This window comes from Novosphingobium lentum NBRC 107847, from assembly GCF_001590965.1.
In the GTDB taxonomy this organism is placed as follows: domain Bacteria; phylum Pseudomonadota; class Alphaproteobacteria; order Sphingomonadales; family Sphingomonadaceae; genus Novosphingobium; species Novosphingobium lentum.
On record NZ_BCTW01000022.1, the window covers coordinates 29,834 to 56,759 of the forward strand.

Genomic DNA, 26,926 nt, shown 5'->3' on the forward strand with positions numbered 1-26,926 from the left:
TTTTACGGGCCCCACGGCCTTTTGCCCTTCGATTCATCGATCCCATCCCCGTTCGTGTCGAGCAAAGTCGAGACACGCCGCACCACAAGTCAATCTTGCGCGAGACCCCTCGACTTCGGCCGACACGGCCTAAGTTATCCTGAGCATGGCGAAGGGCTCGGGATGAGCGGAGGTGGGGTTTATGGGCGGGGTTGGTTGAAAGTCTCATGCCGCAAACACGGCGGCGCCCGCAGCCGCAGGGAAGTCGGCTACGGGCGCCCCGGTACCAAGGCCGTCCCGGGGAAAGAGGGAGAACCCCGGGCGGTGGATCAGATCCGTGGTGATCCGATCACGGCATCAGCACCGTATCGACGACGTGGATCACGCCGTTCGATTGCATCACGTTGGCGATGGTCACCATCGAGCGACCACCCTTGGCGTCGGTCAGGATCAGGTGCTTGCCGCGCATCGTCGCGGTCAGCGGCTCGCCCTGCACGGTGGTCAGCGTGGCGCTGCCGTGCCCGGCCTTGATCGCGGCCATGATGTCGGCGCTGGTCATGCGGCCGGCGACGACGTGGTAGGTCAGCACCGACGTCAGCGTGCCCTTGTTCTCGGGCTTGAGCAGCGTGTCGACGGTGCCGGCGGGCAGCTTTGCGAACGCGGCGTTGGTCGGCGCGAACACCGTGAACGGCCCGGGGCTGGCCAGCGTATCGACCAGTCCGGCGGCCTTGACCGCGGCGACCAGCGTGGTGTGATCCTTGGAATTGACCGCATTCTCGACGATGTTCTTGGTGGTGAACATTGCCGCGCCGCCGACCATCGGGTTGGCCAGGGCCAGGCCGGCCAGCGGGGTGACGGCCAGCGCGGCGATGGCCGCAAGCGTGTGGAGTTTGCGCATTGGAAAAATTCTCCTGTTGGGTGACGGTCCGGTTGTCCGGTCGTCGCAGGAGGTACGAGGCGAAGCGCGCGGCGGATGCACGCGCGCACGGTCAGGCGCCGGATATTTTTCCGCTGCCCACGATCGGCCCGGTCGCCTTGCCGGTGGGCGATCCGCCGCGCGGCTCCAGCGTGATCGCGAACGTGGCGCCTTGCGCGATCAGCGCTCGGGCATCGGCGCGGGCCTGCGTGACGGACGGGTGCGCCGGATCGATCGTGCCGAGCGATCGCGCGGTGCCGCCTTCCGGGATGATCCACAGTTCGGCGTCGTGCTGGCTGGTGTCGAGCTTGCCCGGAACGATGGTCAGCTTCGCCGAGGTGCGGTCGTAGGCAATGGTCGCGGCGAGGCCTCTGTCGCCCGAAAGGCTGGCGAGCAGCGTGGGTGCAGGGGCGACAGGAGCGGGGGCCGGGGCGGGGGATACCGCACTCGGCCCGCTGGTTGGCACCGGGCGCAGCGCGATCACCGCGCCCAGCAGCGCGGCCACCAGCGTTGCGGCCAGCGCGGCAGCACGCCAGCGTTGGGCGCTGGCGGCGGCGTTGTCGTTACCCGGCAGCATCGCCTCGATCCGCGCCCACAGCGCATCGCTCGGCTCCACGCGGTCGGCGGCGGCCAGCGGCTCGAAATGATCGCGCCACCAGTCGACTTGCGTGGCCAGTGCGGTGTCGGCCGCCACGCGCCGACGCGCCGCCTCACGCTCTGCCCCGTCGAGCAGGCCCAGCGCATATTCGGCGGCAAGGATATCGTCCTCTTGGTTCATGAAAGGCAGGCCCGAAGTTTTATAAGCGCGCGCCTGATTCTGCTCTTGATCGTGCCAAGAGGCATGCCGGCGCGCGTTGCCAGTTCGCCATAGGTGGCTTGTTCGAAAAAGGCTGTGCGCACCAGCACAGCATCGCCCGGCCCCAGTTCCTCGATACAGGCGGCCATGTCGTGCTCGCCTTCGGCCTCGATCAACCGGTCGAGCGCGCCGATGCTGTCATCGGCGGGTTCGGCCACGCCCTCGATTGGGGTGAGGATGCGGCGCCCGCCGGCGCGCAGCCGGTCGATCGCGCGGTTGCGCGCCATCGTCGCCAGCCACGTGATCGGGCTGGACCGCGCGGGATCGAACTGCGCGGCTTTCTGCCAGACCGTGACGTAAACCTCCTGCAACACGTCCTCCGCCTCCTCGCGATCGCTGGAGATACGCAGGCAGACGCCCAGAAGTTTCGCGGCGGTGCGCCGGTACACCTCGCGGAACGCCGCCCGGTCGCCCGTGGAAACGCGCTGGAGGGCGGCGGTGAGGAGGGATCGCTCCGTGTCCTTGGGATCGGATGGCATGGCTGGCAGTGCTATCACCGGTCTTTGCGGGCGACAATGGGGCTCGCCCGGCGTCACGCCACCGCCAACCTTGGCCACCTTCGCACTTGCAGAACCGCCGCAAAGCCGCAAAGGCCCCGGCATGACCGACACCGCGATCCTGACCGCCGCCCGGACTTCCAAGGCATGGCCCTTCGAAGAAGCCCGCAAGCTGCTGAAACGCTATCCGCAGGGCAAGACCGGTGCCGATGGCAATGTCGTGCCCGTGGTGTTCGAGACCGGCTACGGGCCGTCGGGCCTGCCGCACATCGGCACGTTCCAGGAAGTGCTGCGCACCACGCTGGTCCGCCGCGCCTATGAGGCGCTGACCCTCACGGGCGAGGGCACCCATGCGCCGACGCGGCTGGTGGCGTTCAGCGACGACATGGACGGGTTGCGCAAGGTGCCCGACAACGTGCCCAACGCCGAACTGCTGCAGGCCAACCTCGGCAAGCCATTGAGCCGCATTCCCGATCCGTTCGGCCAGTTCGAAAGCTTTGCCGCGCACAACAACGCGCGGCTGCGCGAATTCCTCGACCGCTTCGGGTTCGACTACGAATTCGTATCGTCGAGCGATCGGTACAATTCGGGCGCATTCGACGATGCGTTGCGCAATGTGCTGCGCCACTACGACGCGATCCAGGCGGTTATGCTGCCCACGCTGCGCGCCGAACGCGCCGCGACATATTCGTCGGTGCTGCCGGTCAGCCCGATCAGCGGCGTGGTGCTGCAGGTGCCGGTCACGGTGGTCGATGCCGACGCCGGGCTGGTGCGCTTCGAGGATGAGGGCAAGCTGATCGAGCACTGCATCCTGGGCGGGCAGGCCAAGCTGCAGTGGAAGGTCGACTGGGCGATGCGCTGGGTCGACCTTGGCGTCGATTACGAGATGTACGGCAAGGACCTGACCGACAGCGGCGTGCAATCGGGCAAGATCGCCGCCGTGCTGGGCGGGCGCAAGCCCGAGGGGCTGATCTACGAGCTGTTCCTCGACGAGAACGGCGAGAAGATCTCCAAGTCCAAGGGCAACGGCCTCACCATCGACCAGTGGCTTGAATACGGCAGCGACGAATCGCTGGGCTTCTACATCTACCGTGAACCCAAAAGCGCCAAGTCGCTGCACCCCGGCGTGATCCCGCGCGCGGTCGATGAATACTGGCAGTTCCGCGAGAAATTGGCCTCCCAACCCGTCGAGCAGCAGCTGGGCAACCCGGTGTGGCACCTGCTGGGCACCACCGATCCCACGCGGGCCGGGGCGGGCGAAACGCTGCCGGTCACGTTCGGGCTGCTGCTCAATCTGGTCGGTGTGCTGGGCGCGGGCGCAACACGCGAACAGGTGTGGTCGTACCTTGGCAACTACGTCGAGAATGCCGATCCCGCCGCGCACCCCGCGCTCGACGCGCTGGTGGGCAAGGCGCTGGCGACCAACCGCGATCTGGTTGCGCCCACGCTGGTGCGGCGCCAGCCCGCCGCGAACGAGGCCGCAGCGCTGGCCGCGCTCGACGCCGAACTGGCCCGGCTGGGCGAGGGCGCCACGGCGAGCGAACTGCAGGATGCGGTCTATGCCATCGGCAAGGACGAGGCGTTCGGGATCGAATCGCTGCGCGACTGGTTCAAGGCGCTGTACGAGACGCTGCTGGGTTCCAGTCAGGGTCCGCGCATGGGCAGTTTCATCGCGCTCTACGGTGTCGCCAACACGCGCGCCCTGATCGCGGAGGCGCTGAAAGGAACCTGATGAAGCCCGAGGCCGATCCCGAAGCGCTGGCAGAGGAACTGCTGGGACGGCCGTTCTGCGATCTCGATCCCGAAGAGCAGCGGGTGCTCGAACGCATCGCTTCGGGCAACGTCATCGGGATGGATTCCGATGAGGCGGCGGCGGCCACGTCCTCACCCGCCGATCATTTGGCGGATCGCGTTGCGGCGGTGGGCGGCAGCTGGGGTTTCATCATTTTCTTCACCGTGGTGCTGGTGGTGTGGATGGCGCTCAACGGCAGCGAAGCCGCCGGCTGGATCAAGCCGTGGGATCCTTATCCCTACATCCTGCTCAACCTGGTGCTGTCGACCATCGCTGCGCTGCAGGCGCCGGTGATCATGATGAGCCAGAACCGGCTGTCCAAAAAGGACCGCATCACCGCGCGGCACGATTACGAGGTCAACTTGCGCACCCAGCTGGAAATCATCCGGCTGCACCGCAAGTTCGACAAAGTGCTGGCGATCATCGGCCAGGCCAAGCGCGAGGCTTCGGGCGGGCCGGGGGTGAACGACGCCGATTAGTGCAGATGGGATCGCGGCTGGGGCCGTTTTGCTCCCCCGCGAAGGCGGGGGCCTCGTGCGTTGGCGCGCAACTGCCTGAGGTCCCCGCCTGCGCGGGGACGCACCGTTGCCCGCGACCTGCCTATCTCTCGCTGCTGTCCTGCGCCGCGATCCAGCCGTCGATCTTGGCTTCGAGCACGGGCAGCGGCAGCGCGCCCGATCCCAGCACCTGGTCATGGAACTCGCGGATGTCGAAACGCGGGCCCAGCGCGGTTTCGGCCTTGTGACGCAGGCGCTGGATGGTCAGCGCGCCGATCTTGTAGGCCAGCGCCTGCCCCGGGTTGGCGATGTAGCGTTCGACTTCGGCGGTCGCGTCGCTGCGGCCCATGCCCGAATTGGCGAGCATGTAGTCGATCGCCTGATCGCGGGTCCAACCCTTGGTGTGGAGCCCGGTATCGACCACCAGCCGCATCGCGCGCAGCATCTCGTCGTCCAGCGTGCCCCAGTGCTGCCATGGGTCCTTGTAGAACCCCATCTCGTAACCCAGCGTCTCGGCATACAGCGCCCAGCCTTCGACATAGGCGGTGTTGCCGCCAAACCGTTGGAAGTCGGGCAGGCTGGTGTTTTCCTGCGCAAGGCTGATCTGGAAATGGTGCCCTGGCGCGCCTTCGTGGAGATACAGCGTGGTGATCCCGGTGAGGAACCGGCTTTTGAGATCATACGTGTTGAAGAAGAATATCCCCGGGCGCTTCCCGTCGGGCGATCCCTGGTTGTAGCTGCCACCCGCCTCGAACTTTGAGCGGTAATCGGGATAGGCCTCGATTAGCAACGGTGTGCGCGGCAGATGCAGGAACAAGCGCGGGGCCGCCGCATCCACTTTTTGCCCCACCCCGCGAAAGCCGTCGGCCAGCTGATCTGCCGTGTCCGGGTGATATTGCGGATCGGTTCGGATGTGATCGAAGAACGCGCGCAGCGGCCCGGTGTAGCCCATCTGCAGCTTGACCGCGTCCATGTCCCGCTGGATTCGCGCCACTTCGTCCAGCCCCAGCCGGTGCACCGCATCGGGCTGAAGATCGAGCGTGGTGTGGCGGCGGATCAACAGGCGGTACAGCCGGTCGCCGCCCTTCATCGCCGAAAGCCCGACCTGCGGCCGCGCGGCGGGCAGGTATTCGTCCGCCAGAAACGTGCGCAGGCGGTGGTAGGCGGGCAGGATGCCGTCCTCGATCGTCGCGCGGTACTCGTCCGACAGCCGCTTGCGCGTCGGCTGGTCGAAGCGCGCGGGAAACTGCGAGACGGGTGAATAGAATGGCGATTGCGCCAGCGGCTGCGCGGTCAGCCCATCGATCTGCGCGATCATGTTGCGCACGGTCAGCTGCGATTCCACCACGCCGCTGGCCATGCCTTCGCGGAACCGGGCTATCGCCTGGTCGATCACCCGCGCGAACACGCGGTCGCGCGCCAGGTTGCTTTCGAACTGCGCCACGGTGTTCAGCGGCACTGCGCCCTGGCCGGCGGCGATGCTGGGATATTCGACATGCAGCCCGCCGAAATGGTTGAACGGGCGGACGGCAGTCAGCGCCAGGTTTTCCGGCCGCAGATCGTCCTGGTCGTTGTGCTTTTCCTCGGCGAACACGTCGTACGAAATGCGGTGCCCGGGATCGAGCGCGGCGCGGTCGATCCGGCCGAGCCGCGCCAGCACCGCCGCGTTGGCCGTGCGCTCGCGCCGGTCGAGTTCGGGCGAGAACACCATGGCGAACTGGCTGGCCGGCACATCCTCCCCGCGTTCGAGCCCGCCGATCGGATCGAGCTGCTGCTGCGTGCGTGCATCGTCGGCGAACAGGCGATCGAGCGCGGCATCGGCCAGTGCCGTCCGGGGCTGGGCCGCCTGGCCCCATTCCGCTGGCGGGCGTCCTGCCGTTCCCGGTGGCGCGGCAGCGGTACACCCGGCCAGCACCAGCGCCAGCAGCGCCGGGCGCCATCCGGTTGCGGTTCGCCCCATGAGTGTCACCGGGTCAGTGCCACTTGCGCGCGCGATACCACTTGGTCAGCACGTACTTGACCCCGCGCACCACTGGCCGCCCGGCGTGCAGCGCCTTGTCGTTGGGCAGGCCTTCTGGCGTCATGTTGTTCCACACCAGCAAGGCGCCGGCCTGCGGCGGAACGCTGAGATTCACGCGCGGAAAATCGGTCGATCCGCCTTCCTCGACATCGTTGAGATAGGCCATCGCGGTCCAGCTGCGCTGGCCGCCGCGTTTCTGTTCGTCCTGCCAGTATTTGTGCTTGATGTTGAAGTGATCGTAATGCTCCTGGAACTGCTGGCCGGGAGTATAGCGCTGGCCCTGGATCGTCTCGCCGAAATCGGGATCGATGCCCAGCAGGTCGTCGATCCGCCGCTCCAGCATCAGGATGAACGGATCCCACGGATCGACGTCGCCGGTAAAGCTGGTGCGCCCGCTGTCGCCGCTGCCGCCGTAATATGTCGGGGACGGGCGCGCCACTTCATCCACCGTGACAATCAGCCGCTCGCGCTCCGCCGGGGTGAAGAACTGGCCGATCGCGTAAATATCCAGTCCGTCGACCGGCAGGCGATAGGCCGAGGGATCGGCCCCGAGCCGCGCCTGCACCGCATGGCCCACCCGTGCCAGTTCGGCGGTGTTGACCGGATCCACGACCTTCTTGCGTCTTGAGAACATTGCCCGCCGGTCATGGCGCATCGACGGGCGGTCCACAAGGGGGCCGCCGCCGACATGTAAAATCGTGTCACGTTTAGTCCGGAATGGACTGACATTGTTGCAATTAGCGGAAAATACAGTGAAGACCGTCACAAGCAAACCAGTAAACATATGATTTTTCTGGCGCACAATTCAGCATGCGGGGACCGGCGCGACACAACCTAAGTAATTCACGCAGATGAGATTGGCTTGTGATCGCTGCCGTATTGGGGGCGATGGCAAAGCTGGCTGGTTACATGATGATTGGGACGCAAGACTTTGGCACATGATAGCGAGGATGGAGTGGACCTGGCAGTTCGCGCACGCGCACTCTATCAATTCCGGCGTCGCCGCGACCGGGCGCTCGCACAGGATTCGCTGTTCGGCGAACCGGGTTGGGACATCCTGCTCGACTTGTTCATCGCCGCCATGGAAAAATCCGATATTCAGGTGTCGAGCGTGTGCGTGGATGCCAATGTGCCGTCCACCACGCTGCTGCGCTGGATCGCACGGCTGGAACGGGAAGGCCTGCTCTATCGCACCGCCGACGAAGGCGACGGTCGCCGCCGCCATGTGCGGCTGACCGAAGCCGGCATCGACAAGATGCGTCAGGCGCTGGTCGCGATCGGGCCGTTCACGCCCGGCCCGGCCGCCGCACGCGGCGCCGTTCCCTTCGGCGCATCCGTTGGCGGGGCGCACTGACGCCCGCCCGCTTGCTTCCAATACACTTGCCCATCCGATCGCCAGCGGGCAGGTTGCAGCCATGATAAACGTCGCAACGCGCAACCCGTCGACCCGGTATTCCACCGGCGCGATCGTCTTCCACTGGCTGATCGCCCTGCTGATCGCGGTCAACTTCGGCCTGGTCTGGACCGTGGACAGCGTGTCGAAGGCGGCGGGCGACAAGCTGGTCGCCAACCACAAGGCCATCGGCATCCTCGTGCTGCTGCTGACGCTGGGGCGCATCGCGTGGCGGCTGATGAACCGTCCGCCCGAACCGATCCCCGGCCGTGCGCGCTGGGAAACGCTGCTCGCAACTACGGTCCACTCGCTGTTCTATGTGCTGATGATCGGGCTGCCGTTTGCCGGTTGGGCGCTGCATTCGCTGTACAGCGGCGGGCATCCGGTCTCGATCTTCGGGCTGTTCGATTTCCCCGGCCTGCCGTTTGCGCAGGACAAGCAGGGCGGCGAAGTGGCGATGAACGTTCATGGCCTGCTGGCCGATGTTCTGCTGGTGCTGGCCGCGCTGCATGTCGCCGGAGCATTGAAGCACCAGTTCCTCGACAAGGACGGCGAAATCTGGCGGATGATCCCGCGCCGGAGGTGAGGGGCGGCGCTCGGTTGAGCACCCCAGCCCAAACGAAAACCCCCGCCCGTTGCGGGGCGGGGGCTCCAGGGAAGCAGGGAATGCGCGCCCTGCTGTTCCGTTGATCCGGTTGTACACCGGATATGGTTACCAGAATATGTCGTAAATCACATCGACCACTTCGCCGGTGTAGATATCGACCAGCAGCGCATCGTCGTAATAGCGGACCCAGCGATAGGGACCATAGACGTCGGGCAGGCGGTAGTCGTACGGATTGTCGATCCAGTAGTCCTGCGCATAAAACCCGGAGTCGAGGTAGATCCCGATGCCCAGCCGGCTGTAGTTGTAGCCGCGATAGGGCGAGGAATACCGGCCAAGGCGATAGACATCGCGGTGGCTGGCGCGATAGCCCGACCAGTTGTAGCGGTTGTCGCGGCGCCAGTCGTTGTTCCACGCGCGGTTGCCGCCCTGATAGCGCGAGCGATCGCCACTCCAGTTGCCGCCGTTGCCGCTCCAGCTCCCACGGTTGCCGGTCCAGCCGGTGCGGTTGCCGTCCTGACGCCCATCGCGATGATCGTCGCGCGCCCGGTCGTTGCCGCCGCGCCAGCCCTGGTTGCGCGCCGGATCGGCGTACGTCTGGTTGCGGCCGCGCCATTGCTGCTGCTGCGCTTCGCGATTGACCTGCGGGGTGTTGTCGACGGTGCTCGACCGGCCACGCCAGCCACCCTGGATTTGCGGATTGCCTTGGGCCTGAGGGTTGACCTGGCCCTGCTGCGGACCACGCCCCTGCCAGTTGCCACCCTGCTGCGGACCGCGACCCTGCCAGTTGCCACCCTGCCGCGCCTGAGCCTGCGCCTGAGCTTGCACCTGGGCCTGAGCGGCATCGCCACGACCCTGCCAGTTTCCGCCACCCTGCCAGTTGCGCGTCGGCTGCTGCTGCTGGACCGGAGCCTGTTGCTGGACCTGTACCTGCTGCTGGGGCTGCGCCTGAGGACGTTCGCCGCGCTCGCCGCGCTCGCCGCCGTTCTGCTGGGCCCCACGACCGCCCCAGCGTCCGTCACCGTTGCCCGGATCGGCGCTCGCCACGGCGGGAAAAGCGGCAACCGCGATCACGGCCGCCAACGCGCTCAGCGCGGTCGATTTCAGAGTAGATTTGCCGGCCATGCCGAGCCTCCATCCATGCGTTCGCCCATATGGCGATCTGTTGGACACGGTCTAGGCGAGTCGCACTTACGGCGGGCTGAATAGGGAACATGGCCTCCCGTTCATGTTCGTAACGTGTTTGCTGACAGTTTGGGCCGCCGTCCGCAGGAACAGCGACCCTGCGTCGGTCAGCGCGTAAGCTTCTTGTACGCCAACCGGGTCGGCCGATCCGCCGCATCGCCCAGCCTTCTCCGCTTGTCTTCCTCGTAAGCCTCGAAGTTGCCTTCGAACCATTCGACGTGGCTGTCGCCCTCGAACGCGAGGATGTGCGTGGCGAGGCGATCGAGGAAGAAGCGATCGTGGCTGATGACCACGGCGCAGCCGGCGAAGTTCTCGATCGCGTCTTCCAGCGCGCGCAGCGTCTCGACGTCGAGATCGTTGGTCGGTTCGTCGAGCAGCAGCACGTTGCCGCCGGCTTTGAGCATCTTGGCCATGTGCACGCGGTTGCGTTCACCGCCCGAAAGCTGCCCCACCTTCTTCTGCTGGTCGCCACCCTTGAAGTTGAACGCGCCGACATAGGCGCGGGTGGACATTTCCTGCTTGTTGACGGTCATGTAGTCATGCCCGCCGGACACTTCCTCCCACACGTTGTGCGTGGCATCGAGCTGGTCGCGGCTCTGGTCGACAAAGCCCAGCCGCACCGTCTCGCCGATCGCGATGGTGCCGGTGTCGGGCTGTTCCTGGCCGGTGATCAGCTTGAACAGCGTGGACTTGCCCGCGCCGTTGGGGCCGATGATCCCGACGATGCCGCCCGGCGGCAGCAGGAAAGACAGGTTCTCGAACAACAGCTTGTCGCCATAAGCTTTCGAGATGTTGGTCGCCTCGATCACCTTGCCGCCAAGGCGTTCGGGCACCTGGATGACGATCTGCGCCTTGTTGATGATCCGCGTCTCGGTCGATTCGACCAGCTGGTCGAACGCCTTGATGCGCGCCTTGCTCTTGGTCTGGCGGCCCTTGGTCCCGGCGCGGATCCATTCGAGCTCGTCGCGGATCGCCTTCTGGCGGCCTTCGTCCTCGCGGCCTTCCTGATCGAGCCGCTTGGCCTTCTTTTCCAGATAGGTCGAATAGTTGCCTTCGTAGGGGAAGTACTTGCTGCGGTCGATTTCGAGGATCCAGCCGACCACGTTGTCGAGGAAGTAGCGATCGTGGGTGATCATCAGCACCGCGCCGGCATATTCCTTGAGGTGGTTTTCCAGCCAGTTGACGCTTTCGGCATCGAGGTGGTTGGTCGGTTCGTCGAGCAGCAGGATGCCGGGCTTCTGGATCAGCAGCCGGGTCAGCGCGATGCGGCGCTTTTCACCGCCCGACAGGTTGTCCACCGGCCAGTCGCCCGGCGGGCAGCGCAACGCTTCCATCGCGATCTCGAGCTGGTTGTCGAGCGTCCAGCCGTCGACCGCGTCGATCTTTTCCTGCAGCGTGCCCATTTCCTCCATCAGCGCGTCGAAATCGACGTCCTCGGGCGGATCGGCCATCAGGTTGCTGATTTCGTTGAAGCGATCGACCAGGTCGGCAGTCTCGCGCGCGCCATCCTTGACGTTTTCGAGCACGGTCTTGCTGGTGTCGAGCTCGGGCTCCTGCGGCAGGTAACCGACCGTGATGTTCTCGCCCGGCCATGCTTCGCCGGTGTAATCGGTGTCGATCCCGCCCATGATCTTCATCAGCGTGGACTTGCCCGCGCCGTTCGGGCCGACGATGCCGATCTTGGCGCCCTGATAGAACTGCAGGCTGATGTCCTTCAGGATCGGCTTGGGCGCGCCGGGGAAGGTCTTGGTCATGCTCTTCATGACATAGGCGTACTGGGCGGCCATCGGGAACGTCCTTGGGGCAAGAGCCTTGTGCAGGCTGGGAGGGCAAGAGCCTGCGAAAGGCTGGAAAGTCGCCGCGCTCCTACCCAAGCCGTCGAAAGTCGGCAAGCGCGTCTTGGCGGCCGTCGGGCAGCCAATGCGGCCGGAGGTGCAGTGCGGGGGTTGGCAGAGCGGCATGGCGAAGATAGGCACGGTTTCATGCGAAACAAGTTTGCCGCCCCGACCCGCGCCGCCGCTTCCGCCGCCGCGCTCCTGTCCCTCGTGCTGGTGCCACAGCTTGCCATGGCGGACGAGCCGAAGGGCGATGTCGCGTGGGACATCGTCGCGGGGCTGACCACCGAAGTCGGCGAGCGGCTGGCGGGCAGCGAGGCCGAAGCGCGCGCGCGCAGCTGGGCGGAGGCACGGCTGAAGGCGCTGGGCTTTGCCAACGTGCGCGTCGAGGGCTTCCCGATCCGCGGTTTCGTGCGCGGGATCGACGAGGCGCATCTGGTCGCGCCGGTGCCGCAGCATCTGGCGATCACCGCGCTGGGTTACAGCGCGCCGACGCCGGCCAAGGGGATCGAGGGCGAGGTAATGTACTTCCCCTCGCTCGATGCGCTGAAGGCCGCGCCAGCCGGATCACTCAGCGGCAAGATCGCGTTCGTCGACCATGCGATGCGCGCCAACCAGGATGGGTCGGGCTACGGCCCCTACGGCAACGTGCGGCGGCAGGGCCCGGCGATCGCCTCGAAGCTGGGCGCGATGGCGGTGGTGATCCGCTCCGCCGGGACCGACAGCCACCGCAACCCGCACACCGGGGCGACCAACTTCACCGACGGGATCAAGCCGATCCCGGCGGGCGCGGTCTCCAACCCCGACGCCGATCTGATCGCGCGCACGTTTGCCCATATGCAGCCGGGCGGCAAGCCGGTGCGCCTCGCGCTGACGCTCACCAGCCACGCGCAGGACAAGATGCCCTCGGGCAACGTGATTGCCGATCTGCCGGGGCGCGACCCGTCGCTGCCGATGATCGTGATCGGCTGCCATCTCGACAGCTGGGATCTGGGCACCGGCGCGATCGACAACGCGGCCGGCTGCGCGATCATCACCGCCGCCGCGCTGAAGGCGCAGGAGGGCGGGGCGCCGTTGCGCACCATCCGCGTGCTGTGGGCAGGCAGCGAGGAACTGGGCGGTTACGGCGGCGATGCTTATGCCAAGGCGCACGCCGGCGATAAACACGCGCTGGGCATGGAAAGCGACTTCGGCGCCGACCGGGTGTGGCGCGTGCAGTATGCGTTCGCCGACGCCAACAAGCCGCTGGCGGACAAGATCACCGCCGCGCTCAACCCGCTGGGCATCGTCACGTCAGCGGGCAAGGCCGATGGCGGCACCGATGTCGAACCGATCATCGCTGCGCAGAAGCTGGCGGTGATCGGGCTGGGGCAGGACGGCACCCACTATTTCGATCTGCACCACACCCCCGACGATACGCTCGACAAGATCGACCCGGCGATGCTGGACCAGAATGTCGCGGCGTGGACGGCGGTGCTGAAGATCGTGGCGAATGAAGCGGGGGTTATCGCGGCGCCGTAAGGGGAGCGCACGATAGTCGAATCGACCAAACTGCCCCGCTCATCCCCAACCTACCCCGCTCATCCCCAACCTACCCCGCTCATCCCGAGCGAAGTCGAGGGATGGTGCGCCACATTCAACTGTAGCGCGACGTGTCTCGACTTCGCTCGACATGAGCGGGGATGGCGTGGGCTTAAATCAAATCCGCTCGATGATGATCGCCGGGGCCATGCCGCCCGCCGCGCACATCGTGACCAGGCCATAGCGGCCGCCGGTCCGTTCCAGCTCATCCAACGCGGTGCCGATCAGCATCGATCCGGTCGCGCCGATCGGGTGGCCCAGCGCCATCGCGCCGCCGTTGGGATTGACCTTGGCGCGGTCGAGATCGAGGTCGCGAATGAACTTTTCGGCCACCACCGCGAACGCCTCGTTGATTTCCCAGACGTCGATGTCGTCCTTCTTGAGGCCGGCCTTTTCCAGCACCTTGTTGGCGGCAGGGACGGGCGCGTTGAGCATCAGCGTGGGATCGTCGCCCTGGTTGGCATAGGCGACGATGCGCGCGCGCGGCTTCATCCCGTGCTTGTCGGCATATTCCTTCGAAGTGATCAGCAGCGCGCCCGCGCCATCGACCACGCCCGAGCTGTTGCCCGCGTGGTGGACCGGCTTGATCTCGACATCGGGATAGCGGCGGTTGATCTGCTTGCGGAAGGTGACGCCGTTGCCCAGATCGAAGTCCATCAGCCCGGTGAACGCGGGCTTCAGGCTGGCGAGGCCTTCCGCAGTGGTTTCGGGGCGGGGGAATTCCTCATGGTCGAGCGCGACGCTGCCGTCGGCGTTGAGGACGGGCACGACCGACCGGGCAAAGCGGCCTTCCTTGATCGCCACGTCGGCGCGCTGCTGGCTGACCAGCGCGAGTGCGTCCAGCGCCTCGCGGCTGATGCCCTCGATCGCGGCGATGGCATCGCCGCACACGCCCTGGTGCGATTGCGGGTGCACCGCATCGAGCACTTCGTTGCCCGAACCCATGAGCATCGGCGCGATCCCGGCATTGGCTTCGGCGGCGTTGAGTTGGGCGTGGTAGCTCATCATTTCGGTGCCGCCGGCGATCACGCAGTCTTCCATGCCCGACATGACCGAGGCCGCCGCGAAGTTGACCGAGCTGATCCCGCCGCCGCAGAACCGGTCGAGCGTGGTGCCGCTGGCCTTGACGTCGAACCCGGCGGAGAGCGCGGCCATACGGCCCAGATCGCCGCCCTGCTTGCCCTTTTGCGTCGAGGTCGACCACACGATGTCGTCGACCGTTGCGGTGTCGAGGTGGTTGCGGTCCTTCAGCGCGCGCATCACCGTGGCGGCGAGTTCCTGCGGGTGAAGGTGCGACAGCGCGCCCTTGCCGGGCTTGCCGATTCCGCGCGGGGTGCGGACAGCGTCGATGATATAGGCTTCGGCCATGGCATTCTTCTCCTGAGGCAATTATCGTCCGCGCTGGCGGTCGGTCCGTCGGCGTGGTTTAACCGGACGATTAAGCCCGCCAAGGGCTGCCCGCAAGTCGGATTCGCACACTCGCCGGAAAGATATGCTTGCATACGATCCTTGCGCACCACGCCGGAAAGGTTGTTCCCGATGCTTCATGCCCATTTGCTCGAACAAGCCCGCGCGGCGGGAGACGGGATCGTCGCGCTGCGCCGCGCGATCCACGCCGAGCCCGAACTGGGGCTGCACACGCCCAAGACCCGCGACAAAGTCCGCGCCGCGCTGGCGCAGCTGCCGCTCGAATGGCGTGAGGGTCCATCCACCACCGGGCTGGTCGCCACGCTGAAAGTCACTGCTGCGGCGGGCGATGGCCCGCGCCGGTCGGTGTTGCTGCGCGGCGACATGGATGCGCTGCCGATGACCGAGGAGACCGGGCTCGACTTTTCCTCGACCACGCCCGGCGCGATGCACGCCTGCGGCCATGACACGCACACCGCGATGCTGGCGGGCGCGGCGCAAGTGCTGTGGGCGCGGCGCGAGACGCTGGCCGGTGACGTGCACTTCATGTTCCAGCCGGGCGAGGAAGGCTATCACGGCGCGCGGTTCATGATCGACGACGGGCTGCTGGATCCGCTGCCCGATGCCGCGTTCGCGCTGCACATCATGCCCAACAGCCCGCACGGCATCATCGCGGGCCGGGCGGGCGCGCTGCTCGCCTCGGCCGACCAGTTCGATATCACGGTGACCGGGCGCGGCGGCCATGCCTCGATGCCGCACCAGACGCTCGATCCGGTACCCGTGGCGTGCGAGATCGTCACCGCGCTGCAGGCGATGGTCACGCGCAAGTTCAGCGTGGCGGACCCGGTGGTGGTGACTGTGGCGCAGATCAGCGCGGGCACGGCGCACAACGTCATCCCCGACCGGGCGACGCTGCGCGGCACGATCCGCACGCTGTCACCGGCATCGCGCACCCGCATCGGCGGCGAAGTCGAGCGGCTGGCCACGCTGATCGCCGCCGCGCACGACATGGTGGCAACGGTCACGGTCACGCAGGGCTTTCCGGTCACGGTGTGCGATCCGCGCGCGGTGGATCTGGGCGAAGCGGTGGCGCAGGACCTGTTCGGCGCCGCCGCGTTCCACCGGCTCGATCACCCGATCATGGGCGCGGAGGACTTTTCGTACGTGCTCGAAAAAGCGCCCGGTGCGATGTTTTTCCTGGGCGTGGCGCACCAAGGCGCGGACTGGCAGGCCTGCTGCGGCATCCATTCGACGCGGATGATGGTGGACGAGGCCACGCTGCCGCTGGGCACCGCGCTGCTGGCGGGCTGCGCGGAACGGTTCCTGGCGAAAGGCTTCGCATGATCTGGTGGAACGGGGAAAAGCCCTCGGCCGAGCGGCTCACCCGGCTGGGCGCGCAGGCGATGCCGGGCCATCTCGGCATGGAGTTCGTGGCGATCGGCGATGACTGGGTGAAGGCCCGGATGCCGGTGGACGAGCGCACCCACCAGCCGTTCGGGCGGCTTCACGGCGGGGCTTCGGTGGCGCTGGCGGAAACCGTGGGATCGATGGGCGCCGGGATGGTGATCGATCGCGACAAGTTCGTCGCGGTGGGCATGGAGATCAACGCCAACCACATCCGCCCGGCCTACAGCGGCTGGGTCTATGCCACCGCGCGCGCCGAATCGATCGGCCGGTCCACGCAAGTCTGGACCATCCGCATCGAGGATGAGGCCGACAAGTTGGTGTGCCTGTCGCGGCTGACCGTGGCGATCGTGGCGCTCGACCGGAAATAGGCGCCGGTCCGTTTCGGGGCTGAAATTCGGGGCGAACCGATGGAACCGAATCCGCTGCTGCCGGGTTCTGGAAGTTCATTCGAAACTATCCCATGAAATTCAGCATTTAACGGAACGACACATCTTGCCAGATGACCGCACCGAACAGGCCTTCCAGATCCATGACGACAGCCCCGCGCGATTCAGGGCGAACCATCGCGAGGATTCGTTCGCGGGCGCATCGGGCGTGCTGTTCGAACAGGCGATGGCGCAGACGCGCATGGCGATCTGCCTGTGCGATCCGACCCAGGCCGACATTCCGATCATTTTCTCCAACCGCGCGTTCCGCAAGCTGACCGGCTACGACGAAGGCGAGATCCTTGGCCGCAACTGCCGCTTCCTGCAGGGGCCCGAAACCGATCCGGCCGCCGTTGCAAAAATTCGCGCGGCGCTGACCGCGCAGGAAGTGGTCGTGGTCGAACTGGTCAACTACCGCAAGGACGGCTCGCGGTTCTGGAACGCGCTCCACCTCGGGCCGATCTACGACGATGCCGGCGGGCTGCTCTATTACTTCGGCAGCCAGTGGGACGTGTCCGAAGTGCGCGCGGCGCGGTCGGAAGAACAGCACGCCCGCGAAATGGCGCGCGAACTGTCGCACCGCATGAAGAACATGTTTTCGGTGATCGGCGGCATCGTCAACATCACCGGGCGCAGCCGGGGGATCGAGGCCGAGGCGCGCGAGATCAACGAACGCATCCAGGCGCTGGGCCGTGCGTATGAGACCACACTCGACGATTCGTCGCGCGGCACGGTCGAGATCGGTCAGTCGATCCGCGCAGTGGTCGCGCCCTATGATCCGGCGGGCAACCGCATCCGCCTGCTGGGCAACGGATTGCGCACCAACTTCGGCGCGGTATCGGTGCTGGGCCTGACCTTGCACGAACTGGCCACCAACGCGCTCAAGTACGGTGCGCTCTCGGGCGACGAAGGCACCGTCGATATCGACTGGCAGAGCGACCGGCTGGAACGCGACCCCACGTTCCGCATCGACTGGATCGAACGCGGCGGGCCTGCCGTGAACATCGACGAGATGCGCCCCATCACCGGCACCGGCACCGAAATCGTCGACCGCCTGCTGCGGATGTCGGGCGGAACGATCGAGCGCGGCTGGGATCCGCGCGGCCTGCAGGTGACCGTGCGGTTGCCGCTGCAGGTCGATCGCGCGTGAACCCGGTGATCGTGAGCCCGGTGCTGCATCCGCACATCCTCGTTCTCGACGATGAGCCGATGATCCTGCTCGATCTGGAATTCGCGATCGAGGACATCGGCTGCATTCCGCTCGCCGCGCTGAACACCACGCAGGCATTGCGCCATGTCGAGAACGGCTGCGTCACCGCCGCCATCCTCGACGTATCGCTGGGCGGCGGGCAGACGTGCGAATGCGTCGCCCGCGAACTCGCGGCGCGCGGCGTGCCCTACATCCTCCACACCGGCGATCTCGACCGAATGGACGAAGCGGTGCGCCAGCTGGGCGGCAAGCTGGTGCCCAAGCCCACGCCGGCTTCGGTGGTGGTTTCGACCATGCTGGAAGCTGCGCAGCAGAGCCGGGCGCCGGAACCGCAGTAACGCCTGCGCACCCTTGGGTGAGGCGCAAAACTAGGAAGCTTGCGAACGAATTTGCTGGCAACTGGCGCTACGTGCCATATTTATGAAGCCTTGGCGGCGGATCATTGTTAGCGGTTGCAGCATCGACTCGCCCCGCAACGGGCGCCGCAATGTCTGTCCGGATCGGCATGCGCCATCGGATCAGGCCCACACATCGGGATACGGTTATGAACGAGCATGCTTCGGGGATGGACAGGGCCGACCGCGTCGCACCCGGCCCGGATCGCACGATCACGCTGGAAGGCATCCACAACTTGCGCGATTACGGCGGCTATGAGGCCCGCGCGGGTACGCTGAAGCGTGGGCTGCTGTGGCGCTCGGGCCAGCACGCCGAAGCCACGCCCGCCGATCTCGACGTCATCCACGACCTCGACTTGCGCACGATCATCGATTTGCGCGGCGATACCGAGCGCGGGCAATATCCATGCCTGCGCCATTCGCAATTTGACGCCATCGTGCTGTTCGAACCGGGCGAAACCGCCAGCGGCCATGGCCGCGCCGTGCACGAGGAATTCGCCGATCGCGTGCGCGACGAAGCCAGCGCGCACCAGGCAATGGCCACGCTCTATCGCGAACTGCCATGGCGCCCGGCGCTGGTCGGCACGTACCGGCTGTATTTCGATGCGCTGGCCCATCGCGACGGCGCCAGCCTGCTGCACTGCTTTGCCGGCAAGGACCGCACCGGGCTGGCCGCCGCGCTGGTGCATCGTATCCTGGGCGTCCACGCTGACGATGTGATGGACGATTACCTGCTGACCAACACCGCCGGCAATTCCGAAGCGCGCATCGCCGCCGGGGCCGAGCATTTGCGCGGCAGCGGCAAGACGATGGACGACGCCGCCTTCCGCAAGCTGATGTCGGTGCACGAGGATTTCCTCGACAACGCGTTCGACGCGATCATCCAGCGCCACGGCACGATCGAAGCGTATGCGCGCGATGTGCTGGGCGTAACCCCGGCGGTCACTGCGGCGATGGAAGCGCGGCTGGTGGACTGAGGTCGGTGTAGGGGCAGCCGTCGTCCCGGGCTTGACCGGGACGACGCGCGTCCGCCCCCCCTCAGAACTCCATTTCCAGGTTCAGCCGCAGCTGGCCCTTGCTGTCGTCACGCGCCGCGCCCAGTGCGAACAGGTAGCCGAATTCGATCCCCAGTTCGGGGCCAAGGCCCTCGATCTCGGTTTTCACCACGGGACCGGCGAAATGTTCGGCGCGCGGGGCGAAGTTGTCGAAATCGCCAAGGTCGCCGAACGCGGCCATGCCCAGCCGCCAGTCCTCGCCCACCGCCAGGTCGGCCGAGGCGGCATAGCTCAGCGCCAGTTTTTCGCCGCCCTTCAACGGCTTGTTGCCGATCAGGTTCAGCCGGGCGTCGAACGGTCCGGCGCGCTTTTCGAGCAGCAGCTTGCCTTCCAGCGCATCGGGGCCGTGGAACACCGCTTCGTATTCGCCATAAATCGCCACGTCGATTCCGGCGACTTTGCCCAGGCTGTAGATCGCTTCGAAGCCCATCGCCTCGGCCTTGCGCGATTGGCCGGCCTCGCGCTCGAACTCGATCTGGGTGCCCAGCCGCAGGCGACTGGTCGGCGCATAGGCCAGTTCCAGCTTAAGCGCGTCCTCGCCGCTGTCCGCCCCGCCGGCCAGCCGGCCATAGCGCGCCTCGGCCTCGACCTCGCCCTGCTCGATCGTGGCGCCATAGACTTCGTCGCCCAGCCCCGGTGCGGCATGGGCCGTGCCGGGAATGGCCAGTATCAGCAGCGCGGCCAGGGCGGCGGCGCGCGCGCGGGCATGGGTCAGGCTGTTCGGTCGGCGCATGAAAATCCCCTCTGAAGCGCCGTCCGCTAATGAGAACAAGTCGCATTTGCAAGTCGCAAATAATTCCTGTGGCCGCTTTCGTGCCGAACCTGCGGGAAAACTGGCGCGGCGGACTCGCCTTTCGCCGCGTCACTCCCTATTTCGCCGGGCGACGACTGGAGGCCCCATGGCAACGACCCACACCACCCGCATGCTCATCATCGGTTCCGGCCCGGCCGGCTTGTCCGCCGCGATCTACGGCGCGCGCGCCGGGATGCAGCCGATCGTGGTGCAGGGATTGCAGCCGGGCGGCCAGCTGACCATCACCACCGATGTCGAGAACTATCCCGGCTTTCGCGACGTGATCCAGGGCCCGTGGCTGATGGAGGAAATGCAGGCGCAGGCCGAACACGTCGGCACGCGCATGCTGTGGGACACCATCACCGAGGTCAGCCTCGATGGCTCGCCGTTCCGCGCGGTGGGCGACAGCGGCGATATCTACGAAGGCGACGTGCTGGTGATCGCCACCGGTGCGCAGGCCAAGTGGCTCGGCGCGCCGGGCGAGGTCGAGTTCGGCGGCAAGGGCGTTTCGGCGTGCGCCACCTGCGACGGGTTTTTCTATCGCGGCAAGAAAGTCGTGGTGATCGGCGGCGGCAACACTGCGGTCGAGGAAGCGCTGTACCTCACCAACCACAGCCCCGACGTGACGCTGATCCACCGCCGCGATTCGCTGCGCGCGGAAAAGATCCTGCAGGACCGGCTGTTTGCGCACCCCGGCGTGAAAGTGCTGTGGAACAAGGCGGTCGACCGCTTCGTCGGCGATCTCGGCGGGGCAGGGCTCACCGGGCTCGACCTGCTCGACACCGTCACCGGCGAGAAAAGCCACGTCACCACCGACGGCGCGTTCGTGGCGATCGGCCATGCGCCCGCGACCGAGCTGTTCAAGGGCAAGCTCGATCTCGACGATAGCGGCTATATCCTGGTCGAGCCGGGCACGCCCAAGACCGCGATCCCCGGCGTGTTCGCCTGCGGCGACGTGATGGATCAGATCTATCGCCAGGCGGTGACGGCGGCAGGCACCGGCTGCATGGCCGCGCTGGACGCCGAACGCTTTCTGGCCGAACGCGAGTTCGCGGCGCATCGCCAGGCTGCGGAATAGCGGGGCCGGTCTGGAGAGTGACGACATCGCACTGACCCACCCCGACCCCGTTCATGTCGAGCGAAGTCGAGACACGTCGCGCGTTGGGTGAACGTGACGCACATCGCTCAACTTCGGCCCACCGAGCCGAAGTTTATCCAGAGCCGGTCGATGGGCTCAGGATGAGCGGGTCCGGGTGATCCCGCCAGGCATTATCGCTGTCCTACAGCCATCGGTCTGCGGTATGGCCTGCCGATGCGCCAAATTTCATCTAGCATCTGCAATGTTTTAGGTGGGCTATCTGCCATCACTTGGCAAATGCCGCGGCTCCGCCGTCCTGGCGATGTTGGATGTGTAAACTTCGTCAACTTCAGCAGCAAAACCGCGCTCAAGCTGAACGAAGCGCCTCCAGCAGGCGATCGAACAACCAGTCGCGCGCCGCATCGTCGGAGAAGCTGTGCGATGCGCTGGCGATTCGCCGGACCCGCTGATCGCCCTTCGGCCACGCCCCGATGAACGCCTGCGCGGTGCGGTCGCCCTCTGCCAGCAGGATCGTGACGGGGCCGGAAAAGCCTGCCAGCCCGGCCTGCATGTCCCCCGCCAGCGAGGATGGCGCGGCGGGCGTGGCGGCGGCGCGCAGGCCCCTTGCCAGCTTGGCGAGGTTGACCCCGCCGCTCAGCAGCCGCCAGATTTCGCGCGGATTGGTCAGCTTGGCAAGATACCGCTGGCGCACCGCTGCGGCCGAAAGTGCGGGCGCGTCGCCCTCGGCCGGTTCGTCGGTGGCCTCGATCGTCCACGGGTTGGCCAGCACGAGCGCGTCCAGCGCCAGTGTCGGCGCGCCGAGCGCCAGTGCGCTGGCGGCGTCGCAGTTGCCGAACGCCACGATGCGGTCGAGCCCCGGCGCTTCGGTCCGGAATGCGGCGAGCGCGGCGGCAATATCGGCCTGTTCGTCCCGAAAGCCCCGGTTTTCGCCGTCGCTGTCGCCCACGCCCCGCCGGTCGAAGCGCAGCACCGGGAACCCGGCGGCGGCAAGGCGCGCGGCCAGCTGCGCCTGTCCCGCCCAACTGCCCGATCGCACCTCGTTGCCGCCCGACACCAGCAGCAGGCCGGTGGAGCGGCTTGCCATCAGGCCCGCCGCCGGGTCGACCGTGGCCGCCAGCGCGACACCCTCGCAGTCGAACGTGAAATGCCGCCGGCTCATCCGGCGATGCCTGCTGCCAGCAGCGCCGCCAGCGCCGCCGACTGGGCCGGATCGTCGGCCGGTTCGCTGCGCAGCCACAGTGCGCCGCCGCCAAGTTCGGCCTGGCGGATGATGGCGGTGCCGCTGTTCTCGCTCACCGTTGCCGCTTCGAGGTGGCGGATCAGCCCCGCACCACAGCGGTATCCGGCCAGTTCGAGGCCTTCGGCGCGCCCGATCTCCAGCAGCGCCGCGCCGTTTTCAACACGCCCCGCCTCCTTGGCGGCGATCGAGCGAGCGCGCAGCAACTGGCGCAACAACGCCGCCCCGGCGACCGGCTCGAGCAGCCAGCGGGGCAGGTGCGTCGGCGCAACCAGCGCGCCGCCGCGCAGCGAAAACACATGCGTCGCGCCGAAATGCGCGGCCGCCGTCGCCATCGCGGCGCGCCATGTGTCGAGGTCTTGTTCGCCGAACGGCGCGGTGCTTTCGAGGCAGCCCGGCAAATCGGGCAGCAGGCTGTCGATCCCGGCATCATCGAGCTGCCGCATCGCCCCCATCAGCAGCCGCCGCGTGCGGTTGGCTTCCTCGAACAGCGGCGGGACCACCAGCAGCCGCGCCGTGCGGTTCCGGTCGAACACCAGCGCCCGCTCGTGGCGTATCCCGCCGGCGGCAGGGCAGGGCCAGTCGGCGATCACGCCCCTTGGGCGGCGGCGCGTTTGGATCGGGCAAAGTCGAGGAGATTGCCGTAATTTTCAAGCAGTTCGCCGTCGACTTCATCGTCGTCTATGACGATGTCGAGGCGATCTTCCATTTCGGTGAGCAGCCCCGCCACGGCCATCGAATCGAGTTCGGGCAACGACCCGAACAGCCCGCTGTCGGCGGTCAGCGCATCGGTCCGTTGCTGGTCGAGCCCCAGCACGTCGCGCAGGATGCCACGCAGGATCGTGTCGGCGTCGCTGTCATTCACACCCGTCACCGGCTGCTGCCCTCCGTATTTCCCTCAATTTCCGGCCATTAGCCAGCGGGCCGGGCCGAAACAAGCCCCCGTCAGAGCTATCGGTTGCGCAGCGAACGCGCCAGCCGACGGGCGAGGCGCGGCCACTGCCGCACGGCGAGCGGGCGGAACGCCTCGATCCGCAGGCGCGGTCGCACCGCCTCCATCCAGTCGCGCTTGTACGGATCGTCGCCGGTGCCGAAATCGACCTCGGCCACACCGTCGCGGTCGATGACATGCTCGAACAACGCGGCGCTGAGCAACGTGCCGGGCGAATGCTTCTTCACCGATTCATCGTGCGCCAGCTTGTGGATGAAGGCGGTGCCCGCCTCGACCGTCCAGAATTGCGCGGCGACCGGCTGGCCGTCGATCGTGGCGATGCCCATGCGCAGCCGCCCCGCCGCGCCTTCGGCTTCGGCAAAACGGCGCAGTAACGCGGGGTTGCCTTCCTCGGGCTTCCAGCTGAGGCCGTATATCGCTTCGTATGCCGCCCAGTCGGCGGGATCGAACGCGGTCGCAATGCGCAACTCGACCACGCCCTTGCGCCCCTTGCGCCGCACCGTTTCGCGCAGTTGCCCCGGCCGCGCCGCCCAGTATTCTGCGAAACTGCGACCTGCCACGGGCAGGAAATGGTTGACGTCGCAGGCTGTGCAAAATGTCGTCCAGCCACCGGCCCGCAGTGCCTGGTCGAGCAGTGCTGCATCGGATTCGGGCAGATGCGAGACCGTCAGGCGATCCGCCCGCCGCGCAAGGTCGCGAACGAGGGCCGGCAGCAGGCGCCCGGCGGCGGCGGCATCGCTGGCGAGCGGGCGCAGCCAGAAGCTGTACCAGTTGGCCAGCCCGGCTAGGGCCCGCGTTCCGTCGGTGCGCAACGGCAGCGCGACGCTCCCAGCCGCATCCTGCGCCTGTGCGATCAGCGGGGCGTGAGGCGTAAGGCACTCCTGCGCCAGCAGCGCGAACCAGTCGATCCGGTCGAACGGTCCGGCCGATGCCAGCGGATGGCGCGCGGCATCGCCTTGCGCTTCGTTAATATCGGCATGATAGACGACGCGTTCCAACAAACCCTGCCTTCAGTTTCCAACTCCGAGAACCGCGTGCCTGCCGATCCCGATCCGACGCCCTATCCGCTCGACCATCTGGCCCTGCGCGGTGCCCCACGGGCCCCGGCGCTGATACTGCGCGACCGCACGCTTAGCTTCGAGGAGTTAAATGCACGTGTAGGCCTGCTGGCGGGCTGGCTCGCCGCGCAAGGGTTCGAACGCGGTGCGCGCGTGGCGACGTGGCTGCCCAAGTCCGAACTGGCCTGCCTGATGCCGCTGGCGGCGGTGCGTGCCGGGCTGGTGCATGTGCCGGTCAATCCGCTGCTCAAGCGGGCGCAAGTCGCGCATATCCTCGCCGACAGCGGTGCCGCACTGCTGATGGCCAATGCCGCGCGGCTGGCCACGCTGGAGCCGGGCGACGCCGCGTCAGCGGGGCCGGTCGACGAAGCGCAGGCGTGGCGCGATGCCGAAGCACTTGGCGATGTTCGCGAGCCGGGCAGCGGCGGGGCGCACGATCTGGCCGCGATCCTCTACACCAGCGGATCGACCGGCAAGCCCAAGGGCGTGATGCTCAGCCATGCCAACTTGTGGCTCGGCGCCGTCAGCGTGGCGCATTACCTCAAGCTTGCGCCGGACGACCGGGTGCTGGCGGTGCTGCCGCTGGCGTTCGATTACGGGCAGAACCAGCTGCTTTCGAGTTGGTACGCCGGGGCTGGCGTCGCCCCGCTCGATTACCTGACGCCGCGCGATGTGGTGAAGGCGGTCGGTCGCCACGGCATCACCACGCTGGCCGCCGTGCCGCCGCTGTGGTTGCAGCTGGTCGAGCAGGCCTGGCCCGACGATGCGGCGCAACGCCTGCAGCGGCTGACCAACAGCGGCGGCGCGCTGACCGTGTCGCTGGTCCGGCGGTTGCGGGAGACCTTTCCGCTGGCCGATCTCTATCCGATGTACGGGCTGACCGAGGCGTTTCGCTCGACCTATCTCGACCCGGCGCTGGTCGATGCCCACCCGACTTCGATCGGCGGCGCGATCCCGTTTGCCGAGGTCATGGTGGTGGCTGACGATGGGGCGCTGGCCGGGCCGGACGAGGAAGGCGAGCTGGTCCATGCCGGGCCGCTGGTGGCGCAAGGCTATTGGCAGGACGCAGCGCGCGCCGCCGAACGGTTCAAGCCTGCGCCCTCGTTCTCGGACATGGGCGGCAGCGCGGTGTGGTCGGGCGACCGGGTGCGCCGCGATGCCGAGGGCCTGCTCCACTTCGTCGGTCGGCGCGATGCGATGATCAAGACCTCGGGTACCCGCGTCAGCCCGCAGGAGGTCGAGGATGCGGCAGTCGCGACCGGTCTCGTCGCCGAGGCGGTCGCGATCGGCCTGCCTGATCCGCTGCTAGGCGCAGCGATCCACCTCGTGGTCCGCGCCATGCCCGGAGCTGATCGTGACGTGCTGCTGCCGGAGCTGGCACGATCGCTGCCCAACTTCATGGTGCCGCGCGCGGTTCACTGGCGCGATGCGATGCCGGTCGGGCCGAACGGCAAGCTCGATCGCGTCGCGCTCGCCGCAGAACTTGCCAAGGACACTGTTGCATGAAGCCGCTTGGCCCCATTCCACCGGGATTTTCCCCGATCGACGGCGAACTGGCCATTGCCGGGCGCAAGGCGCGCGAGCTGGTCGCGCAAGCGGGGCGGACGCCGCTGTTCGTCTATTCCGCCGCGATGATCGATGCCCGCATTGCGCAACTGCGTGCCGCGATGCCCGATCGGCTGGCGATCCACTATGCGGTCAAGGCCAATCCGTTCGATCCGCTGCTGCGCCACATGGCGCCGCTGGTCGATGGGTTCGACATCGCGTCGGGCGGCGAACTGGCGCTGGTCGAGGCCGCCGGGATCGATCCGAAACGGGTCAGCTTCGCCGGGCCGGGCAAGCGCGACGATGAACTGACCGCCGCCCTCGAGCGCGGCGTGACGCTCAACCTCGAATCCGAAGGCGAGGCAAACCGCGCGCTGGCGATTGCCGAGCGACAGGGGATCACGCCCCGGCTGGCGGTGCGGGTCAATCCCGATTTCGATCTCAAGGGCTCGGGCATGAAGATGGGCGGCGGAGCCAAGCCGTTCGGCGTCGATGCCGGGCGCGTGCCCGCGCTGGTTCGGCGGATCGTGGCAGCGGGCGCGGAGTGGCGCGGGTTTCACATTTTCGCTGGCAGCCAGGCGCTCGATGCGGCGGCCATTTCCGAAACGCAGGCGCAGACGCTGCAATTGGCCGCAGAACTGGCCGACGAAAGCGGCGTGGCACTCCCGCGCTGCAACCTGGGCGGCGGGTTCGGCATTCCCTATTTCCCCGGCGACGTGGCGCTGGACCTGAACGCGGTCGGCGCGGCGCTGACGGAGCGGTTCGCCGCGCTGCCACCGGTGCTGGCGGACACGCGGTTCTGCATCGAACTGGGCCGGTATCTGGTCGGTGAGGCTGGCGTGTACCTGACGCGGATCGTCGATCGCAAGGAAAGCCACGGCGAGGTGTTCCTCGTCACCGACGGCGGGTTGCATCACCAGCTGGCGGCGAGCGGCAACTTCGGCACGGTCATCCGCCGCAACTATCCCAGCGCCATTGCCTCGCGATTCGGCGCGGACGTGACTGAAGAGGCCAGCATCGTCGGCTGCCTGTGCACCCCGCTCGACCGGCTGGCCGACAAGGGCGGCTTCCCGCGCGCCGACGTGGGAGACCTCGTGGCGATCTTCTGCGCCGGTGCCTATGGCGCCACGGCCAGCCCGGCGATGTTCCTGGGGCAGGGGCCGGCGGCCGAAATCCTGGCCTGATTCA

Annotated in this window: 26 protein-coding genes; 13 read left to right on the forward strand and 13 right to left on the reverse strand. The window is 67.1% G+C overall.

Features of this window, described 5'->3' with window-relative positions:
- Positions 1 to 328: 328 nt before the first annotated feature.
- The 3 genes from NL2_RS17275 to NL2_RS17285 form a co-directional block, all read right to left on the reverse strand.
- Positions 329 to 877, reverse strand: a complete 549-nt coding sequence (locus NL2_RS17275; protein WP_068077060.1) for a fasciclin domain-containing protein — start codon at positions 875 to 877, stop codon at positions 329 to 331.
- Between the two features lie 91 nt (positions 878 to 968).
- Complete coding sequence (locus NL2_RS17280; protein WP_068077061.1) at positions 969 to 1,673, reverse strand: anti-sigma factor; 705 nt, start codon at positions 1,671 to 1,673, stop codon at positions 969 to 971.
- Entirely contained in the window at positions 1,670 to 2,230 is a 561-nt protein-coding gene (locus NL2_RS17285; RefSeq protein WP_068077062.1) for a sigma-70 family RNA polymerase sigma factor, read from the reverse strand. Before NL2_RS17285 ends, NL2_RS17280 begins: the two co-directional genes overlap by 4 nt.
- Positions 2,231 to 2,351: 121 nt before the next feature.
- Here NL2_RS17285 and NL2_RS17290 point away from each other — a divergent pair, with 121 nt between their 5' ends.
- Complete coding sequence (locus NL2_RS17290) at positions 2,352 to 3,980, forward strand: lysine--tRNA ligase (protein WP_068077063.1); 1,629 nt, start codon at positions 2,352 to 2,354, stop codon at positions 3,978 to 3,980.
- Entirely contained in the window at positions 3,980 to 4,519 is a 540-nt protein-coding gene (locus NL2_RS17295) for a DUF1003 domain-containing protein (RefSeq protein WP_068077065.1), read from the forward strand. Before NL2_RS17290 ends, NL2_RS17295 begins: the two co-directional genes overlap by 1 nt.
- 121 nt (positions 4,520 to 4,640) lie before the next feature.
- Here NL2_RS17295 and NL2_RS17300 read toward each other — a convergent pair whose 3' ends face one another.
- Together NL2_RS17300 and NL2_RS17305 are read right to left on the reverse strand one after the other, a co-directional pair.
- Entirely contained in the window at positions 4,641 to 6,497 is a 1,857-nt protein-coding gene (locus tag NL2_RS17300) for a DUF885 domain-containing protein (protein ID WP_068077067.1), read from the reverse strand.
- A gap of 13 nt (positions 6,498 to 6,510) precedes the next feature.
- The gene (locus NL2_RS17305; protein WP_068077069.1) at positions 6,511 to 7,191 is read right to left on the reverse strand and encodes a prolyl hydroxylase family protein; all 681 of its coding nucleotides are present in this window, start codon (positions 7,189 to 7,191) and stop codon (positions 6,511 to 6,513) included.
- Between the two features lie 321 nt (positions 7,192 to 7,512).
- Between NL2_RS17305 and NL2_RS17310 the strand changes: the two genes are divergently transcribed.
- The gene (locus tag NL2_RS17310; protein WP_245647740.1) at positions 7,513 to 7,911 is read left to right on the forward strand and encodes a winged helix DNA-binding protein; all 399 of its coding nucleotides are present in this window, start codon (positions 7,513 to 7,515) and stop codon (positions 7,909 to 7,911) included.
- 61 nt (positions 7,912 to 7,972) lie between these two features.
- Entirely contained in the window at positions 7,973 to 8,536 is a 564-nt protein-coding gene (locus NL2_RS17315; protein WP_068077071.1) for a cytochrome b, read from the forward strand.
- 126 nt (positions 8,537 to 8,662) lie between these two features.
- Here the strand turns inward: NL2_RS17315 and NL2_RS17320 are convergent, their stop codons facing one another.
- Entirely contained in the window at positions 8,663 to 9,679 is a 1,017-nt protein-coding gene (locus NL2_RS17320) for an RcnB family protein (protein WP_068077072.1), read from the reverse strand.
- 167 nt (positions 9,680 to 9,846) lie between these two features.
- The gene (gene ettA / locus NL2_RS17325) at positions 9,847 to 11,526 is read right to left on the reverse strand and encodes an energy-dependent translational throttle protein EttA (RefSeq protein ID WP_068077073.1); all 1,680 of its coding nucleotides are present in this window, start codon (positions 11,524 to 11,526) and stop codon (positions 9,847 to 9,849) included.
- Positions 11,527 to 11,721: 195 nt separating this feature from the next.
- Between ettA and NL2_RS17330 the strand changes: the two genes are divergently transcribed.
- Entirely contained in the window at positions 11,722 to 13,095 is a 1,374-nt protein-coding gene (locus tag NL2_RS17330) for a M28 family peptidase (RefSeq protein ID WP_068077074.1), read from the forward strand.
- Positions 13,096 to 13,272: 177 nt separating this feature from the next.
- On the opposite strand, the gene NL2_RS17335 is transcribed toward NL2_RS17330, so the two are convergent.
- Complete coding sequence (locus NL2_RS17335; protein ID WP_068077075.1) at positions 13,273 to 14,523, reverse strand: acetyl-CoA C-acetyltransferase; 1,251 nt, start codon at positions 14,521 to 14,523, stop codon at positions 13,273 to 13,275.
- Between the two features lie 171 nt (positions 14,524 to 14,694).
- Between NL2_RS17335 and NL2_RS17340 the strand changes: the two genes are divergently transcribed.
- The 5 genes from NL2_RS17340 (at position 14,695) to NL2_RS17360 (ending at position 18,976) form a co-directional block, all read left to right on the forward strand.
- Positions 14,695 to 15,906: a M20 metallopeptidase family protein gene (locus NL2_RS17340; RefSeq protein WP_068077076.1), complete on the forward strand. Its 1,212-nt coding sequence runs from the start codon at positions 14,695 to 14,697 to the stop codon at positions 15,904 to 15,906.
- Positions 15,903 to 16,337 carry a hotdog fold thioesterase gene (locus NL2_RS17345; protein ID WP_084356182.1) on the forward strand — a complete coding sequence of 145 codons (435 nt, stop codon included), beginning with the start codon at positions 15,903 to 15,905 and terminating at the stop codon, positions 16,335 to 16,337. Before NL2_RS17340 ends, NL2_RS17345 begins: the two co-directional genes overlap by 4 nt.
- Before the next feature lie 124 nt (positions 16,338 to 16,461).
- The gene (locus NL2_RS17350) at positions 16,462 to 17,544 is read left to right on the forward strand and encodes a PAS domain-containing protein (RefSeq protein ID WP_218006124.1); all 1,083 of its coding nucleotides are present in this window, start codon (positions 16,462 to 16,464) and stop codon (positions 17,542 to 17,544) included.
- Complete coding sequence (locus NL2_RS17355) at positions 17,541 to 17,942, forward strand: response regulator (RefSeq protein ID WP_245647741.1); 402 nt, start codon at positions 17,541 to 17,543, stop codon at positions 17,940 to 17,942. The genes NL2_RS17350 and NL2_RS17355 overlap by 4 nt, the downstream gene beginning before the upstream one ends.
- A gap of 206 nt (positions 17,943 to 18,148) precedes the next feature.
- A complete protein-coding gene (locus NL2_RS17360) occupies positions 18,149 to 18,976 on the forward strand; it encodes a tyrosine-protein phosphatase (protein ID WP_245647742.1) in 828 nt (275 codons plus the stop codon).
- Positions 18,977 to 19,037: 61 nt separating this feature from the next.
- Here the strand turns inward: NL2_RS17360 and NL2_RS17365 are convergent, their stop codons facing one another.
- On the reverse strand, positions 19,038 to 19,787 hold the full coding sequence (locus NL2_RS17365) for a hypothetical protein (RefSeq protein WP_068077077.1): 750 nt from the start codon (positions 19,785 to 19,787) through the stop codon (positions 19,038 to 19,040).
- Between the two features lie 166 nt (positions 19,788 to 19,953).
- Between NL2_RS17365 and trxB the strand changes: the two genes are divergently transcribed.
- The gene (trxB, locus tag NL2_RS17370) at positions 19,954 to 20,925 is read left to right on the forward strand and encodes a thioredoxin-disulfide reductase (protein WP_068077079.1); all 972 of its coding nucleotides are present in this window, start codon (positions 19,954 to 19,956) and stop codon (positions 20,923 to 20,925) included.
- Positions 20,926 to 21,292: 367 nt separating this feature from the next.
- Here trxB and NL2_RS17375 read toward each other — a convergent pair whose 3' ends face one another.
- The 4 genes from NL2_RS17375 to NL2_RS17390 all read right to left on the reverse strand — a co-directional run bounded on the left by NL2_RS17375 (position 21,293) and on the right by NL2_RS17390 (position 24,133).
- Complete coding sequence (locus NL2_RS17375; RefSeq protein ID WP_068077081.1) at positions 21,293 to 22,105, reverse strand: hydrolase 1, exosortase A system-associated; 813 nt, start codon at positions 22,103 to 22,105, stop codon at positions 21,293 to 21,295.
- Positions 22,102 to 22,776: an alpha/beta hydrolase family protein gene (locus NL2_RS17380; protein ID WP_157083227.1), complete on the reverse strand. Its 675-nt coding sequence runs from the start codon at positions 22,774 to 22,776 to the stop codon at positions 22,102 to 22,104. Before NL2_RS17380 ends, NL2_RS17375 begins: the two co-directional genes overlap by 4 nt.
- On the reverse strand, positions 22,773 to 23,057 hold the full coding sequence (locus NL2_RS17385; RefSeq protein WP_174522627.1) for a phosphopantetheine-binding protein: 285 nt from the start codon (positions 23,055 to 23,057) through the stop codon (positions 22,773 to 22,775). The genes NL2_RS17380 and NL2_RS17385 overlap by 4 nt, the downstream gene beginning before the upstream one ends.
- Positions 23,058 to 23,134: 77 nt before the next feature.
- The gene (locus tag NL2_RS17390; protein ID WP_068077087.1) at positions 23,135 to 24,133 is read right to left on the reverse strand and encodes a GNAT family N-acetyltransferase; all 999 of its coding nucleotides are present in this window, start codon (positions 24,131 to 24,133) and stop codon (positions 23,135 to 23,137) included.
- Positions 24,134 to 24,169: 36 nt separating this feature from the next.
- Here NL2_RS17390 and NL2_RS17395 point away from each other — a divergent pair, with 36 nt between their 5' ends.
- Positions 24,170 to 25,699, forward strand: a complete 1,530-nt coding sequence (locus NL2_RS17395) for an acyl-CoA ligase (AMP-forming), exosortase A system-associated (RefSeq protein WP_068077089.1) — start codon at positions 24,170 to 24,172, stop codon at positions 25,697 to 25,699.
- Positions 25,696 to 26,922 carry a pyridoxal-dependent decarboxylase, exosortase A system-associated gene (locus tag NL2_RS17400; protein WP_068077091.1) on the forward strand — a complete coding sequence of 409 codons (1,227 nt, stop codon included), beginning with the start codon at positions 25,696 to 25,698 and terminating at the stop codon, positions 26,920 to 26,922. Before NL2_RS17395 ends, NL2_RS17400 begins: the two co-directional genes overlap by 4 nt.
- The last annotated feature ends 4 nt before the right edge of the window (positions 26,923 to 26,926 follow it).